This is a genomic window from Novipirellula herctigrandis (assembly GCA_007859835.1).
Taxonomy (GTDB): domain Bacteria; phylum Planctomycetota; class Planctomycetia; order Pirellulales; family Pirellulaceae; genus Novipirellula_A; species Novipirellula_A herctigrandis.
Window position 1 is genome coordinate 696904 of sequence record SJPJ01000001.1, and the last position, 16426, is coordinate 713329.

The 16426-nt window shown below is 53.5% G+C and carries 11 protein-coding genes; 2 read left to right on the forward strand and 9 right to left on the reverse strand.

Annotated elements, in window-relative coordinates; translation table 11 throughout:
• Positions 1–19 precede the first annotated feature (19 nt).
• The 7 genes from CA13_RS02420 to CA13_RS02450 form a co-directional block, all read right to left on the reverse strand.
• Entirely contained in the window at positions 20–697 is a 678-nt protein-coding gene (locus CA13_RS02420; protein WP_146394431.1) for an SOS response-associated peptidase, read from the reverse strand.
• A gap of 192 nt (positions 698–889) precedes the next feature.
• Positions 890–1900: a DUF1559 family PulG-like putative transporter gene (locus CA13_RS02425; RefSeq protein ID WP_146394432.1), complete on the reverse strand. Its 1011-nt coding sequence runs from the start codon at positions 1898–1900 to the stop codon at positions 890–892.
• A 268-nt stretch (positions 1901–2168) separates the two neighbouring features.
• On the reverse strand, positions 2169–3347 hold the full coding sequence (locus CA13_RS02430) for a trans-sulfuration enzyme family protein (RefSeq protein WP_146394433.1): 1179 nt from the start codon (positions 3345–3347) through the stop codon (positions 2169–2171).
• A gap of 134 nt (positions 3348–3481) precedes the next feature.
• Positions 3482–4816 carry a trans-sulfuration enzyme family protein gene (locus CA13_RS02435; protein ID WP_419193849.1) on the reverse strand — a complete coding sequence of 445 codons (1335 nt, stop codon included), beginning with the start codon at positions 4814–4816 and terminating at the stop codon, positions 3482–3484.
• A 310-nt stretch (positions 4817–5126) separates the two neighbouring features.
• Positions 5127–5966: a type I methionyl aminopeptidase gene (map, locus tag CA13_RS02440; protein WP_146394434.1), complete on the reverse strand. Its 840-nt coding sequence runs from the start codon at positions 5964–5966 to the stop codon at positions 5127–5129.
• Between the two features lie 283 nt (positions 5967–6249).
• Positions 6250–7149, reverse strand: coding sequence for an ATP-binding response regulator (locus CA13_RS02445; protein ID WP_146394435.1), 900 nt, complete (start codon positions 7147–7149; stop codon positions 6250–6252).
• A gap of 90 nt (positions 7150–7239) precedes the next feature.
• Positions 7240–10530 (reverse strand): PAS domain-containing protein, encoded by a 3291-nt coding sequence (locus tag CA13_RS02450; protein ID WP_146394436.1) that lies wholly within the window; start codon positions 10528–10530, stop codon positions 7240–7242.
• 89 nt (positions 10531–10619) lie between these two features.
• Between CA13_RS02450 and CA13_RS02455 the strand changes: the two genes are divergently transcribed.
• A complete protein-coding gene (locus tag CA13_RS02455) occupies positions 10620–11786 on the forward strand; it encodes a cysteine desulfurase family protein (protein ID WP_146394437.1) in 1167 nt (388 codons plus the stop codon).
• A gap of 123 nt (positions 11787–11909) precedes the next feature.
• Here CA13_RS02455 and CA13_RS02460 read toward each other — a convergent pair whose 3' ends face one another.
• On the reverse strand, positions 11910–13694 hold the full coding sequence (locus tag CA13_RS02460) for an outer membrane protein assembly factor BamB family protein (RefSeq protein WP_419193850.1): 1785 nt from the start codon (positions 13692–13694) through the stop codon (positions 11910–11912).
• 189 nt (positions 13695–13883) lie between these two features.
• On the opposite strand from CA13_RS02460, the gene CA13_RS02465 reads away from it, so the two are divergent.
• Positions 13884–14465, forward strand: coding sequence for a DJ-1/PfpI family protein (locus tag CA13_RS02465; RefSeq protein ID WP_146394439.1), 582 nt, complete (start codon positions 13884–13886; stop codon positions 14463–14465).
• A gap of 172 nt (positions 14466–14637) precedes the next feature.
• Here the strand turns inward: CA13_RS02465 and CA13_RS02475 are convergent, their stop codons facing one another.
• Positions 14638–16359 carry a 30S ribosomal protein S1 gene (locus CA13_RS02475; RefSeq protein WP_146394441.1) on the reverse strand — a complete coding sequence of 574 codons (1722 nt, stop codon included), beginning with the start codon at positions 16357–16359 and terminating at the stop codon, positions 14638–14640.
• Positions 16360–16426: the final 67 nt, after the last annotated feature.

Consider the following 16426-nt stretch of genomic DNA (forward strand, 5'->3'; position numbering starts at 1 on the left):
GAGGACCAAATCACGCGGGTCAAACCGGTTCAACGCATTTCGCGTTATCGTTTCTGGCGTTATTGACTTCTCGATCGACAGCGGTGACCACTAACAACTCCTCGGGTGCAGGCCGAAGCAACCCTTTGAGTGTCTCACTATCGCTGAAATCGGGATCGAGCCATTGGTCGTAATCGTCGACATCGAGTATCACGGGCATCCGGTCGTGGACGTCCTCGGTCCGCTGGTTCGCATTCGTCGTGATAACCGTACATGTCACAATTTCGCCACCGTCACCCGAAGCTTTCCTATTACGCTGCCATAGTCCGGCAAAGGCGAAGGGGCCCTCATCAGGACGGTGCATCAAGAACGGTTGCTTTCCGTCGGAAACCTTTTTCCATTCATAATAACCATCGGCCGGAATCAAGCATCGATTATGCTTCAGCGGTTGCTTGAATGAGGGTTTCTCGTCGACAGTCTCTGCGCGGGCGTTGATCATCCGAGCCCCAATGCGGACATCGTCAGACCACGGTGGCACGAGTCCCCAAATCATCCGAACGGTTCGACGAGAGCGATCGTTAGACCCACGAACGATTGCCAAGATCGTTTGCGTGGGAGCAATGTTATAGCGAGGCGAAAGGTCGACAACCGAATCTTTCAACTGAAAGAATCGTTGAAGATTGGTATGCGATATCCGCAGGGTGAATCGACCACACATGATTTTCGTTTTTCCATCAACAAGCCTGGTTTGATTGGCTCATTGTATCATAGGAACTGCTAAATTGAGATTCACCGTGCGTGCAATCACCTTGCGCGCAATCACCGTGCGCGCAATCACCGTGCGCGCAATCACCGTGCGTGCAATCACCGTGCGCGCAATATCGACACGCGTCTTTAAAATTACTGTTGCTCAACGATCGAGCGAAACGACTTCTCGGCCGGCTCGAGTCCCCAGCGCATGCCACGTATCACGATTGATCGATTCGGTGATCGTTTGCACCGATCCGTCGACCATGGCGACCTGGACAAGCCCAACGTGATAGCTTCTCGAAGTGATCATGGCATAGCTTTGACTTCCCAAGCGTCCGTTTTTGCCTTCTTGCCAGGAATTGAAATCCATTTGCTCGTATTCTTGGCCGCTGTTGGTAAACCGGACTTTGGCGTTGGGTGGCATTGTAACCGTGAAGCCTGTGTGATGAACGCGACCATCGGGCCATTCGGTATGACCGGTGTTTTTGAATTGTGCCCCGCTGGCGACAATCGTCTCCGCTTCGGCCTGCGTCGTCGGCAAGACCGTCGAACTTGGACCACCGTTCCGCTGGTACGGCGTCCACGCTTTCACTTCGGCCACCAGCAGGGTATTGGTGGTGCCGTCGAGACAATCGCGAAAACTCAGAAACGAATTCGGATAGAACATGCCATCGCCACCTTTTGTTGTGGTGGGATCGTAAACGAACCAACGACCGAAATTGAATCCGTAGGTGGTCGGATAAAGTGTGGGACGATCATCGCTAAAGGTGCGAGCCTGGTCGCTTCCGGGATCACTTGGACAACTGTAGGTAGGAATTTTCAAACCATCGATTGATTCTTGGAAATCCCACGCGATCGACAAATCGACACCTTCGTAGACGTTGCCTTGCTCCAAGAAGGGCAAAATTCGGCCATGCACGCCCCACGAGCCGTTGTTCCCTGTGTTGGTGTTGTCGAGATCAAGGATTGCCGACGGCGGAAATTTCTTGAAAACGCTCTGGTAATTGTGACACGCCAACGCAATCTGTTTGAGACGATTGGAACATTGCAACCGCCGCGCCGCCTCGCGAGCTGCTTGGACGGCTGGCAATAGCAGCCCAACCAATACGCCAATGATGGCGATCACGACAAGTAGTTCGACAAGGGTGAATCCTTTCTTTGACCATTTCATTGAATCCGTTTTGAACAAGGGTTTCTCTCTATCATTTGGGGTGAGCATTCACGGACGACGATGTGTCGGCACGCCATCTAGTGCAGTTGCCGTACCAATCGCCGAACAACACAAAAACCCCGCCATATACGAATCGTTGCCGAAACGATCGATCTGCTGCCGGTGATTTATCCGCCGCACCCGGTGATTTATCCGCCGCACCCGGTGATTTAACCGCCGCTGCCGGCGGTTGGACCGCCACGTCACCACGTCTTTGCCGGCGCTCCAGCTATTGGCAAAACGCTCGCTGTAAATCCGCTTGCAAGTCTTCGAACGACTCTAATCCGACCGATAACCGGATCAATCCATCGGAGATTCCAAATCGCTCACGGTCGGCTGCGTCGTAGCTGGCGTGCGACATCGTCGCGGGTTGTTCAATGAGTGATTCCACGGCTCCCAAGCTGACCGCCAAATGAAACAACTGGGTCGATTCGCAAACCTTGGCCGTTTCGCTTTTCTCAGCGTCCAGCTCAAACGTCACCATCGCCCCGAATCCGCCACTGAGAATCGATTGGGCCAATTCATGTTGCGGATGAGAGGCCAGCCCTGGATACAGAACCGACCGCACTCGCGGATGTTGCTCAAGCCATTGCGCTAACCGTAACGCCGTCGCCGATTGCTCACGTACGCGGAGATCCAATGTTTTCAGGCCGCGCGACACCAAGAAACAGCTGAAAGGATCAAGCACCGCTCCCGTTGCGTTTTGAATAAAGTAGAGTTCATCGTAGAGCGACCGATCTGCGACGGCCAAAGTTCCGCCGAGACAATCGCTGTGACCGCCCAGGTACTTCGTCGCCGAATGCATGACGATATCCACCCCAAGTTCCAACGGACGGATCAAAGCCGGGGTGCCGAACGTATTATCCACGCCAAACAGGCATCCTTTCGCATGAGCGATCTCCGCCAAACGAGACAAATTGGGAATCGTCAAACGGGGGTTGCCAATCGTTTCGCCCCAAACCAATCGTGTTTTTGTTTTGATCGCCGACTCGACCGCCAAGTGGTCGGTCATATCGACCAACGTCACTTCAATGCCGCTGCGACTGCAAATTTTGTGCAGCAAGCGGTACGCGCCGCCATACAAATCGCACCCGGCAACGACATGGTCCCCGCTGCGCAACAACATCGTGACACAGTGGATCGCTGCCATACCGGACGAAAATGCCAACGCTCCGGCGCCGCTGTCGAGTGACGTCAGTGTGGTTTCGAGATTGTGGCGAGTCGGGTTGCCACTGCGTGAATAATCAAACTCGCCCCACTCCCCTGCGCCGGGTTGCCTGAACGTACTGGCCAAATGGATCGGCGGCACAACGGCACCGGTTGAAGGATCAATCTCGTTGCCGACGTGAATCGCGCGTGTGCGAAAGTCGGCATGGGATAGATTTTCGGTTGAATTGGACTCGCTCATGGCAATAGCTCTAAGAGAAAACACCAACGCGATAGCCATCGCTGTCAGCAAGGTAAAAACGGTTTCCCAGACCCGCGGCCGGCGCCATGCCGCTCCGGAAACATGATAGCGATGTGATTCGACGAAGGCTTCGGCTACTTGGCCGCTAAGGCTTGATCAACATCCGCTATTAAATCGGCGGTATCTTCAATCCCGCACGACAGCCGAATCATATTGTCGGCAATTCCAAACCGCCTACGGTCTTCGACGGAGCAATTGTAATAGCTCATGACGTAAGGCTGTTCGATCAGCGATTCAACACCACCGAGACTCGGTGCAATACGCGCCATTTGTGCTGCGTCGACCACTCGTGATGTCTGTTTCCAATCCGCGTCCTTTAACTCGAACGTGATCAACCCACCAAAGCCGCGCATTTGCTGTTTCGCGATTTCGCTAGTCGGGTGCGAATCAACCCCAGGATAATAGACACGGGCGACACGAGGGTGTGCCTCCAAGAATCGTGCCACGGCTAAACCATTCTCGTTGTGCCGCTGCATCCGCAGTGCAAAGGTCTTAAGCCCCCGTTCAAGCTGGTAGAGATTCTGGGGCGAATTGACGCTACCCAAAATCCCACGCATCCCGCGGACCGGCTCGAGCGATTCATGACGCCCACAAATCACGCCCGCCAAAAGATCATTGTGACCGCCGAGGTATTTGGTTGCCGAATGCAACACGTAATCGACGCCGTAATCGATCGGCGAGATGTTATACGGTGTCGCCAAAGTGGCATCGATCAGTGTTTCAACTTCGTTGGCCTTTCCGACCGCTACGAATTTTTCCAGATCCACAACCGTCAAATGCGGGTTCGTCGGCGATTCACTAACCAACATCTTCGTCCGCGGCGTGATCGCCGACTCGAGTGCATCGAAGTCGCCCGTAGGAACTTGATGCGTGATCACGCCAAAACGTGACAAGTGCTTGCTACAAAATTCTCGACTGCGGTGGTAGCATTGATCAAAGAAAACGATTTCGTCGCCCGCGCTCAACTTCGTCATCAACAAGCCGACAATCGCGGCCATGCCTGAACTGTACACAATCGCGTCTTCGGCTCCGTCGAGTGCCGCCAATTTGGCTTCAACACTCTTTTCATTCGGACAACCGTAACGACCGTATTCCTCACGTTTCTCATCGCCTTCGACGAACCGCAATATCGCATCCGTCGATTCGAACGTGAACGTGGAAGCGGTGTAGATTGGCGAGGCAATCGCACCTTCGGACTTTTGCCGTTGTTCGCCTGCATGGACACACTGGGTTGACGTTCCGATATCCGGTTTGGTCACCGAAACGGGCTCGTCAGATGCTTTTTCAGGCAGGGCGTGACTCGACCGGAGTGAATCACGCGAGAATGAAGTCGACGCGGAATCGGAACCCGATCCACCATTGGAAGACGTCGCGCGACCGAGATCGGTTGCGTCGGAAGATTTAGTCATATTCTTTATCATGGCTCTTTAGCAGTTCTAGGCTGCAAGCGGCCGCAAATCCCTAATGAAACGCAGACTCCGCCGAGTCACGTCCATTCACGATATCAATAAGCTAGCCGCGACAATCAGACGCAGCAAGGGATTATTTCCCAAGAATATCGGAATTGGCTCAGTGACGACCATGATGTCACCAATTGTGGAGAGATTAGCTTCACTATCCCCCCCCCAGGTACCTGTCAGCCCGTTGGCGGCTCGATTCAGCCAGCAATCTTCCCCGATCCGCAACCTAATCCGATCCGCGATGATCGGGCGACAGTGACTAAGCTTCTTTGGACGATTCTTCGGACGCTTCTTCGGGTGGTTGGAATTGGTGGCCTCGCCGGGGACCATTCTCGGTCAGCGTCAAGATTTCGGGACCGTTTTCGGTCATCATCACGGAATGTTCAAATTGGGCCGACGGCCGACCATCTTTGGTTCGTACCGTCCATCCGTCTTTTTTGTCACATCGAGTGTAACGCGAACCAGCATTTATCATCGGTTCCACCGTAAAACACATTCCCGGGTAAAGCCGATCGGCCCGCGCTTGGCGGTTCGGGAAGTGGGGAATCGACGGATCGAGGTGAAATTGTTTCCCCAATCCGTGTCCAACGTATTCACGGACCACCGAGAATCCACGTCGTTGGGCCTCAGGAACAATTACCTCGCCAATAGTCGAAACCTTACAGCCCGGCTCGAGCGCGTCGATTGCCATAAACATGGTGTCAAATGCGCACTGAGTCACCAAGCGTTTTTCTTCCGAGACTTTGCCAATCAAAAACGTTTCACTTTGGTCGCCGTGCCATCCGTCAACGATCGTGGTGATGTCGATATTGACGATGTCACCCGACTTCAATTCGTAGTCGTCAGGAATCCCATGGCAAATCACTTCGTTAACGCTTGTGCAACAGCTCTTGGGGAAGTTCTGGTACCCCAAAGTCGCAGCTTTATGGCCATGATCCGCAGTCCACTGAACCACCAACTCATCGATTTGGCAGGTTTTCGTTCCCTCCACCACATATGGACGCAGAAAATCCATCAACTGCGCGTTCACACGCCCAGCTCGTCGCATCGATTCCTGTTGGGCCTCAGTCAAGATCAACTTCTTTTGCTTCTTCAGCATTCAACGGCTCTCACTAAATTTCCATACCAACGGTTTCAGTATCCCCCCAATTCGGGACAGCGCCACTTTTGGGACGGCACCACTGTTGGGCCAGCACCACTTTTGGGACAGCGCCACTATTGGGATCACTACGCTCACCTGGACGTCGAAAACGTGACTCAAACACGATCCTGCTGACCGCCGGGACAATGAGTCAACCAATGACGACAAATCCGTTTTATTGTAGCCTTGTTGGGCTACGAAACACTGAATCATACCAGAGAACTTCGACCTGAAAAAGCGTTTATTTGGAACCGGTATGTTTGATCATGGTAATCTCATTCCCTTTGTCGTTGAAACGGACTTCGTCCATGAAAGAATGGATTAAAACCAACCCTCGGCCGCCATCGATATCCAAGGATTGGGGGTGATCGGTGGTCGGCATTTTTGTCGTATCAAAGCCATCGCCGTCATCACGAATGATGAACTCAAGGCGTTGCAGCCCTAGGTTCGCTCGGAAATGAATTTTCCGGTCCTTGTATGGCGATAGTTTCGCTCGGCTTTGGGCCAACGACGGCTCGCCTTCGACATAGATCTCTTCATCGTCGACAACCTGTTCTCGCGACATGCTGAGGTTGCCATGATAGAGTGCATTGAGCAACGCCTGTTGGACCGACATCCCGATCCGTGCGCGAACGATGTCGTCGCACAATTGAAGTCCACCGGCGACCTGTTGCATCAAATTCACTAATGGCCCAATTAACGAAGGCTCGTTCGGCAGCGTGAATTGGTATTCGTTGTAATCGAGATTCTCGATCAAGTTCCGATAACTCATATCGGTTGCCATCAACTCCAACACATGATCGATTGAATCGAGCAGCGACTCATCGACTTGCGTTTTCGGCAAGTAGCAAGCGGCACCTTCCTTGAGCGCTTGGGATGCAAGATCCTCGCTACCATAGCCGGTGATCAGGATCACGGGCACCTGAGAACTCTGATTTCGCAATGTTCGCACCAACTGCAAACCATCGACATTGGGCATTTGCATATCGGTGACGACGATGTCGGGCATTTCCTTTTCGATCATCTCCAAGGCAATGGCACCATCTGAAGCAACTTGAACTTCGTGTGCGTCTTCTTCAAGCAATGCCCGAAGCATCACAACTTGAGTAGGACTATCTTCGGCCAACAATACCCGCGCCATGATGTTCTCTCCTTCCAGGTATAAGAAACAGATGCGATTGCGATACCCCCATCATAGTGCGATGTTACCCCGCACGAAAGCGAGCTACGGCTATTGTTGAAGAAACGCCTGGGTCTCTTTTAGCGTTCGCGCGACAGCAACTTCTAGATTTCGAAAACTGGTTTGAGCGTTCTCAAACTTATCCGCGTTGCTGTTTCGCTCGAATTCCGCACCGATGTCGGCCACTTGGCATGCCCCAACTGCCAAAGCAGCTCCCTTCAACGTGTGCAATGCGGTACGCAGTGACACACCCTCTTGGCTTTCAATTGCGGCTTGGATGGCCTTCATAAGCGGCCCACATTCCTCCGAAAAAGCTCTAAATAGCTCCGCCGTCAGCGATTGATTATCGCCAACCGATCGACGAAGTTTTTCCCAGTCGATCATGCCGGTATTAGCCTGTCCCGTCTTTTCGGCCGGTTCCGCCGACTTGGCTAATTCGAGTGTTTCGGGTACTTCGGGTGCTTCGGGTGCTTCGGGTGCTTCGGGTGCTTCGAGCAATTTGAGTGTTTCACTTTGCCCGCCGCCTTGCTCTGAATTGGCTTCATCCTCCGACTGCACTTTGTCCCTGATTGTGTTCTCCTGCCCACCTGAATTTAGCACCTGTTTCAGCTTTTCGAACAACGTGGCAACTCGAATTGGTTTTGGCACGTATTCGTCCATCCCCGCTTCTAAACACTCCTCTCGATCCCCTTTCATTGCATGCGCCGTCATCGCGATGATTGGAATACGTTTCCCGGTCCCTTTCTCTAATTCACGAATCGCACGCGTTGCAGCCATTCCGTCTAGCTCGGGCATTTGCACATCCATCAACACGGCATCAAACGCCCCCTCCGTGATGGCCTTGATCGCTTCGTTTCCGTTGTTCGCAATCGTTACTCGATGACCATGCTTTCTCAAAACCCCCAAAGCCAACTTTTGATTAACGACGTTATCTTCGGCAAGCAAAATATTCAGACGTTCGATTCCAAAACTCGGGACCTCACGATGCAGGGGTTCATCCTCTGAACCGTTTACTCCGAGCGCGCGAACGACGGAATCGAACAATTCCGATTGTTTGACAGGTTTCATCAGGCGATCGGCAATCTTCAATTCGTCTCGCCTTTTCTTGTCGCCCGGACGCCCTCCGGAAGTGAGCATGATGATAGGCATTTCGGATGCCTTTGGATTCGTTCGCACGCGTTCGGCAAAATCGAAACCGTCGAGTTCGGGCATGTTGACGTCCGCAATCGTCAACCCAAAAGGTGATTCGCTATCGAACGCCGTTTTCAGACACGTCAACGCCTCCTCGGTGCCACTAGCAAGCGTCGGAACCATTCCCCAATTGCCAAGCATTTCATGCAAAATCAAACGATTCGTTTCATTGTCGTCGACGACCAACACACGGGTGCCACCGACCACGACAGTCCCACGCAACGCATTGGTCTCGACGTTTTCGGGAGCGAGATCCAACACAACCGTAAAAAAGAAACGACTGCCGATTCCCGGAGTGCTTTCGACCCAAATCGTCCCACCCATCATCTCGACTAGCCGAGATGAAATGGCTAGCCCCAACCCCGTGCCGCCGAAGCGACGGGTCGTCGACGAATCCGCTTGCTCGAATTCATTGAAGACGGTTTTACATTTTTCAGGTGAAATCCCAATCCCCGTGTCACGAACACACAACACCAATTCCAGAGTTGATTCGGACTGTTTTTCTAGCTCCACGTCGACAACCACCTCACCCTGCTCGGTAAACTTGATCGCGTTGCCAACTAAGTTAATCATTACTTGCCGAAGTCGTCCGGGATCGCCAACCACATAGTCGGGAATCTCCGGTGCCACGCGGAACGCCAATTCCAATCCCTTGGCGTGCGCCCGGACACCCAACGTCTTCATCGTATCGCCAAGGTTCTCACGCAAATCAAAGGGGATGGAATCGATATCCATCATGCCCGCTTCAATCTTGGAAAAGTCCAAAACATCATTGATGATCGACATCAACGCATCGCCTGATTCTTGAACCATCTTCAAGTAATTTCGCTGCGAGCCGTCCAACTTCGTATCGAGAAGCAATTCGGTCATGCCTATGATTGCATTCATCGGGGTGCGAATCTCGTGACTCATATTTGCTAGAAAGTCACTCTTGGCACGATTGGCGGCATCGGCGGTATTCTTTGCGGCAATCAATTCTTCCGAGGCAATCTTTCGCAGCGTGATATCGCGTCCAATCCCAACAATACCAATGACTTCGCCATCTGCGTTTCGTAGTGGCACCTTGGTAGTCAGCAACCATAGAGGGCTGCCGTCCGCACGCCGAGACGATTCTTCTTGGTCAAAAAGCGCCTCGCCAGAGCGGACAACGATTTGATCATCCGCGACGAAATTACACGCTAGCTCAGGAGGGTTGAAGTCGTAATCGGTTTTGTTAACCAACTGGTCGACCGATTCGAGTCCAAGCAACTTCAAAATGGCACTATTGCCGGTGACGTAACGTCCGTAGCGATCTTTGACATAGATCAAATCAGGAATGTTGTTGGTGATCGTTTTCAGCAAATCACGCTCGCGTTCCAATTCCAATTCGGCGCGGATTTGCTTGGTTACATCACGCGAAATACCGAACGTGCCGATCACTTCGCCGGATCGGTCACGCAGTGGCAACTTCGTGGTCGAAACCCAAGTGTCCTCGCGATCAGGCCACGTCTCCTGCTCGACCTTGCCAATCATCGGTTCGCCCGTTTCCATAATGCGCCGTTCATCAGCGAGCGCATTTTGGGCATGTTCAAGCCCAAAGAAATCCGAGTCCTTCATGCCGATGACTTCCGCTGGGTCATCCAAGTCAAACAACCGAGCATGGGCACGGCTAACACGAAGGAACCGACTTTGTTTATCTTTGAAGTAAACCGCATCGGGCACATTGTCGAGCAATGTGTCCATCAGAAACTGTGATTGTTCAAGCTCAAATTGATTTTGTTTGGACTCCGTTACGTCCCAAAATACAGCTTGCAGACCTGTTAAATTCTCGTCTTCATCGAACGTGGGAAGTTTGAGCACTTCCACGTACGACCGTTTGCCATCCGCGCGTTGGTGCGCTTCGATGACATGCTCGGGTTTGCCACTCTGCATCACCGCTTGGTCGTTCTCGGAATAGACTTTTGCCAAATCCGCCGGAAACAGATCGAAGTCAGTCTTGCCAACAATCTCTTTGCGCGTGACACGCATTGAAGCGCAAAATTGTTCGTTGGCATGAACGATTCGTCCACTACGATCCTTACACACCACACAAACGCTAACCTGCTCCCGCATGCGTTGAAGTTCACTCAACGCTCCACGGGGATGGTCTTTTTCATTTTCCGGTGAATTCATACGCGCAACGCCTCGTTTCGAAGGGATTAACAGCGTATTCTAACTGCTTCGCTGGGACCACGCATACGAATTTCTTTGCGCAAACCAACATGATTTATTTTGACAACCATGCAACCACACCCTGTGATCGACGAGTCGTCGAAGCGATGTTGCCGTGGTTTTCGGACCAGTATGGCAATCCCCACAGTGATTCGCATGAAATGGGTCGATTGGCCGCCGAAGCGATCGATCAATCGATCGCAACGATGGCGTTGGCCATCGGCGTTGCACCCGAATCGGTGGTGATCACCAGTGGTGCGACCGAGAGCAACAATTTGGCAATCCGTGGATTTTGCCAGCACCCTCGTCAAAAAAAACGGCATTTCGTGACCGTAGCGACGGAGCACCCAGCTGTGTTGGACCTTGCGACCGAAATGGAGCGTGACGGTTTTCGAGTCTCGCGGATTCCGCCGTACAGCATCAACCACCCTCGGGCCGGATGTGTCGACATGGACAAACTTGCCGACGCGATCGACGACGACACGGCGTTGGTCTCGGTGATGTGGGCAAACAACGAAGTTGGCTCGATTGCTCCGATGCAAGAGATTGCTGAGCTGTGTCACAAAAAAGGGACAATCTTGCATTGTGACGCGACCCAGGCAGTTGGTCGAATTCCGATCGATATCCGTGGCACCGATATCGACCTACTCTCCGCATCGGCGCACAAGTTCTACGGCCCCAAGGGAATTGGTTTCTTGGTCGTCGGTGGTGGCAATCGACGCGTCCGCATCAAACCGCAAATTATTGGTGGTGGACAACAACACGGACGACGCAGCGGAACGATGAATCCTGCAGCGATCGTCGCGATGTCAACTGCCATCGCAATCGCAGCGCAAGAGATGACGACAACGACGGCCCGCGTCCAATCCCTACGCGACAAATTATGGAAGGGTGTTACATCACAAATCCCAGGCATCCTCCTGAACGGCCCCAATTTATCACTACCAGATCGTTTGCCAGGTAACCTGAACATCACAATGGAAGCGATCGAAGGAGAATCGTGGATGGCCGCCACACCCGACGTCGCCTTTAGCAGCGGATCCGCGTGCAGTAGCGTCGATCCGCGGGCCAGCCACGTGTTGATGGGAATGGGACGCAGCGAATCGGAGGCTCGACGAAGCGTTCGTTTCGGAATAGGCAAATTCAATACCGAAAACGAAATTGATAACGCCGTCAAGCTCTTGGTGCGAGCGTATGAGAAATTAACAGACACTTAGCAACAATATTCAAAGCGTCTGCTTGGAATCCTGGATTCAATCACCGACGGAACCTCATGACAACGAACAGCATCGGCGGACTACTTCAAGAGTTAGCCGACGGTGTTGTTTTTCTGTTTGGCACTAACTACCAAATGGATCACTACCGCCGCCGAACGGGTCGGCTCCGCTACCAAACGGGTCCGCATCTCCACCAAATGGGTCGGCTCCGCTATCGGGTGTAAAGTCTTCCTGCACTTCCACCTCCTTTTCGGGTTTGGCTTCGACGAGCTCAGCTTCCAATTCCATCAAGTCTTCTCCAAATCCTTTGCCGAGCGAGGGTAGTTCAGCGGAAGGACGATCGGGACGCAAGCACTGAACATGTCCGCTGCTGCCGACCAAATACAAGCGATCGGTGGCGATATTGCGAAGCACCTTTTGGGGACGCATTCCCGTGAGCGTTTCGATTCGTCGCCCCGTTTTTAAATCCCATACGCCGATCGAACTGGTTGTGGTGGTCGCATATATTTTACCATCGACGACACCGAACAAATGGTCCACGCCGGTCGCGACGTCATCCCAAGTGAGAAGTCCCGTTTCGGTATCAAGCGAAAACAAATTCCCATAGGCGGACCGAATCAAAAGCTGGTTTCCCTCTACAACGGGCTCCTCAAAGAAAGGCTCGCCATACGGGCGGCTCCAGAGGACCTTTCCGCTTCGAGTTCCCTTAACGGCGTATACTTGGCCGGCTTCGGACCCAAAGAAAAAGCGACGTCCACTGGCTGCTGCTAATCGGCCGCTGACAATCCCATCCGTCTTCAATCGGAACAACACCACCGGTTCGGCGCCGCCTGCTTCCATACAGTAGACAAATCCTTGGTCGGTTGCCCACGCCAAGCGAGTCGACCCTGGTGCAATGACAGGTAATTTCAGTGCGCGTCCAGCGACGGTTTCACGAAACGGGATTAAGGTTGGATCGACCAACGGATAGGCTTCGATACCATTTCGGATCGTCGCGAAAATCGTGTAGCCTTCACATTGCACAGCACCATACATCGGCGTGTTGGTCGTCGTGGTTTGGGTTACGATTTCGCCGTTGTTAACATCGAGTTCGATGACGTTGCCGCCATTGACGATCGTCGCATATTCCTCACCAACCCCCATACCAATGTAGCCAAACCGACGTTCACCAACGCGAACCATCCAAGACGGCTCGCCGGTTTCGGCGTCACGACAATCAACGGTACCATCATCGCTAAGTGTGTAGAGCATGACGCGTGAAACGGTGCGATTTTCTATCCTCGCTTCAATGCCACGTCGTTTCAAACGTCGAATTTCGTTTCGGGCCAATCGCTCAGCTTCCTCTTTCCCAATCGGTTGACCAAAGGAATTGACTCGGTCGGTCGGAATCCGAAGCAAAACATCCAGTTCGGCTAGTGGTGATTGTGGTTTTGAATCCTGGTCCGCCGGGGTTTCCGATGCTTTGGCATCCGCTGATTCTTCGCCAGTATCTTCAGCGGTCTTAAGGCCCCGAACGACTTCGACATACTGACGCGGATTATTGATGTGGACGTACAGTTGTTGTTCCACAATCGACTGGGCATTCAAAGGAACTTCGATTTGCCGCCGCCAAACCTCGACCAACCCCAAACGGGACGCTTGGGCGTTCGTAAAGAACTCCGCAGCACCGCTAGTCGTGGCAAACAAACCGGTCCACAATAAAGCAGCACCGACGATCACTGCCGGAAGCATCGCGGCCCGAAGCATCACTGCCCGAAGCATCGCGGCCCGAAGCATCACTGCCGGAAGCATCACTGCCGGAAGCATCGCGGCCCGCAGCATCGCGGCTGGTCGGATTCGGCTAGTCGATCGGTCGGCAACCCGAGTTTGGCCTGGGAAGTGATGAATGGGCTGACAGGTCAGTGACATACGCACAGCGAACACCTGATAGGATGGATGCGAAAAGGGAACGAGGTTTTTTCAAAACAGATGGCTCTCATTCTAATCAGCTGCAGAGTGAAAGGCGAACGCCGGAAAAAATCATCGCAGATGCCGGACGGACCACAGGGCCGGCTAGACCAATTCTAACGATTCATACCACCGCAAAAGGGAAAAACGATGGCCAGCAAGCGAATATTGATGCTCGTGGGGGACTACGTCGAGGACTACGAGGCGATGGTGCCGAAGCAAATTTTGATGACTTTTGGGCACGAGGTCGTCGCTGTCTGCCCTGAAAAACGTGCTGGCGATACGGTCGCCACCGCGATTCACGATTTCGATGGCGATCAAACCTATTCGGAAAAGCCCGGGCATCGGTTCGCAATCACGGGCGATTTCGAGTCCATCGACCCCGCCGATTTCGATGCATTGGTGATCCCGGGTGGCCGAGCGCCCGAGTATTTGCGGCTCAATCCACAAGTGCTTGATGTGGTGCGCCATTTCTTTACGACCAACAAACCGGTTGCGGCCGTTTGTCACGGGCCCCAAATTTTGGCAGCGGCCGGAGTGTTACAGGGACGACAATGCAGTTGCTACCCGGCCGTCAGTCCCGAAGTAACGCTAAGCGGCGGAGCCTACGTGAGCCCTGCCGACACGATGGACTCGGCCCATGTTGAGGGCAATTTGGTCACAGCCCCCGCCTGGCCGGCACATCCCGCTTGGATGCGGAAGTTCATCGACTTGCTTGACCGATCGGCATAAACCCGGCTAGCCGCAATTGCTTCACGGCTGCTTTTCGAAAGTAGCCTCCCTCCGGACTTGCAGCAAAGTAGCCAAGCGTCACGAGGCCAAGCGTCGCGAGGCCAAGCGTCACGAGGCCAAGCGTCGCGCGGCTAAAAGCCTTCGGCTATCGACTGATTTCGGGTTTGCAACCCTACCACCGCAACCCAAATCGTTCGCCACCGGTATCTTGGTCATTGCCACCTTTGAGTGGCCCTTGATGCGATGGTTTGACAGCTAGTTCACGAGGCGGTTCGTCCACGTCTTCCTCAGGCGTCTTCGCGGCGTCGCCGGCCGTGATCGCTTGGGCCGCTTTGACCGATAGCCCAATTTTTTGGGAATCGCGGTCAAAACTGAGCACTTTTACATCAATCTCTTGGCCTTCGCTGACAAACGCGTCGACTTTCGAAACACGATGGTTCGCCAATTCACTGATGTGAACCAAACCTTCAACACCTGCACCGAGACGGACGAAGCAACCAAATGGGGCCGTCCGCGTGACCGTACCGCGATGAATCGTACCGACGGCAAAGTTCGATTCGGCCGTGTCCCAAGGATTCTCTAGCAAATCGCGATACGACAAACTGATTTTGCCACTCTGCTTATCGATCTTGTCGATCTTAACCTTGACACGTTGGCCATCTTCGATCACTTCGCTTGGATGCTTGACCCGTTCCCAGCTCAGTTTGCTGATGTGAATCAATCCTTCGACGCCACCAAGATCGACAAATGCGCCAAAGTCTTTGACACTACGTACGGTGCCTTCGAGTGTATCCCCCACTTCGATCTGTTCTAACTGCTCGCGGCGTTTCTCTTCACGCTCACGCTCCAAGATCGCTCGCCGGCTAAGCACCAAGTTGCCACGGCGTTCGTTCGACTCGGTCACGAGGCAAACCATTTTCTGATCGGCAAATTCCGATAGGTCCTCGACACGATATTCCGTCACTTGGCTGATCGGCATAAACCCGCGAAGGTTGCCAACCTTGCACTCCAACCCACCGGCGTTATGACCAGTAACAACCGCTTCGACAACCGAGCCTTCTTGGATATCGTCCCAATCACTCACTTCGACTGCGGATCCGGGAAGCGTCAGGACGTACAAGCCATCTTCGCTGTTGAACCCTCGAACGATCACTTCAATATTGTCGCCCGATTTGGGTTCTTCGCCGGTGAATTGTTCGAACGGTACGCCCCCTTCATCGGGACCGCCCAAAGCGACAAAAACCGTGTCTTCATTGATTTTCAACACACGTGCGTTCACCCGAGTCCCCTCGGCGAGCGGCTCGGTTCGATCTGGCATCCCCGCCGCCCCACTGAGGATCGCGTCGACATCGGCTGCCGCCAATTCCGCATCAAGTTCTGCTTGAAGATCGTCCGAAAGTGAGTCACGGCGATTGGGCACTGCAACCTTGGTCGCAGCAGGTGACTTCGTATGCGGCTTGGCTTGCTGCTCAGCATCGCCACCGACACGTGGTCGCGGTGGTCTTTTCTTCTTGGCTGGCTTGTTCGGTTTTGTCGACTTCTTCTTCCCCGCAGCCGCAATCGCTTCGGGGGACACAGCCGGAGATGCCGGTTTGGCAATCCCAAGTCCACGGGCGGCTAATGGTCCCGCCCCACGAGCCATACCGGTAAGCGGCCCAAGTGGCTTGTCCGTTTGCGTTGTCTCGGAGGTGGCATTTTCGGGAGCGGGCTGTCCAGAATCGGCTTGCTCCGAATCGGCTTGCTCCGGTACTGCCGCCTCCGTCGCGTCCGTCTGTGCCGCTGCGGATTCCGTTGGGGCCGGTTGCGTGGAAGCAGGTTCTGCTGTGCTTTCCGCTAGATTTTCCGCTAGATTTTCCGCAGGGGTTTCCGATTGGGGAAGATCGCCGTTTGTCATCAGATTATTGGGAGAATGCGTTTGCGAAGAGTGTTGGAAGGGGACATCTGCTACGGACCCTTCGATC

Bases quoted from the DNA above. Each gene is read 5' to 3' on its own strand.
- CA13_RS02450 (WP_146394436.1), bottom strand. From the start codon at position 10,530: ATGAATTCACCGGAAAATGAAAAAGACCATCCCCGTGGAGCGTTGAGT.
- CA13_RS02425 (WP_146394432.1), bottom strand. From the start codon at position 1,900: ATGAAATGGTCAAAGAAAGGATTCACCCTTGTCGAACTACTTGTCGTG.
- CA13_RS02430 (WP_146394433.1), bottom strand. From the start codon at position 3,347: ATGAGCGAGTCCAATTCAACCGAAAATCTATCCCATGCCGACTTTCGC.
- map (WP_146394434.1), bottom strand. From the start codon at position 5,966: ATGCTGAAGAAGCAAAAGAAGTTGATCTTGACTGAGGCCCAACAGGAA.
- CA13_RS02455 (WP_146394437.1), top strand. From the start codon at position 10,620: ATGATTTATTTTGACAACCATGCAACCACACCCTGTGATCGACGAGTC.
- CA13_RS02475 (WP_146394441.1), bottom strand. From the start codon at position 16,359: ATGACAAACGGCGATCTTCCCCAATCGGAAACCCCTGCGGAAAATCTA.
- CA13_RS02435 (WP_419193849.1), bottom strand. From the start codon at position 4,816: ATGACTAAATCTTCCGACGCAACCGATCTCGGTCGCGCGACGTCTTCC.
- CA13_RS02420 (WP_146394431.1), bottom strand. From the start codon at position 697: ATGTGTGGTCGATTCACCCTGCGGATATCGCATACCAATCTTCAACGA.
- CA13_RS02460 (WP_419193850.1), bottom strand. From the start codon at position 13,694: ATGTCACTGACCTGTCAGCCCATTCATCACTTCCCAGGCCAAACTCGG.
- CA13_RS02465 (WP_146394439.1), top strand. From the start codon at position 13,884: ATGGCCAGCAAGCGAATATTGATGCTCGTGGGGGACTACGTCGAGGAC.
- CA13_RS02445 (WP_146394435.1), bottom strand. From the start codon at position 7,149: ATGGCGCGGGTATTGTTGGCCGAAGATAGTCCTACTCAAGTTGTGATG.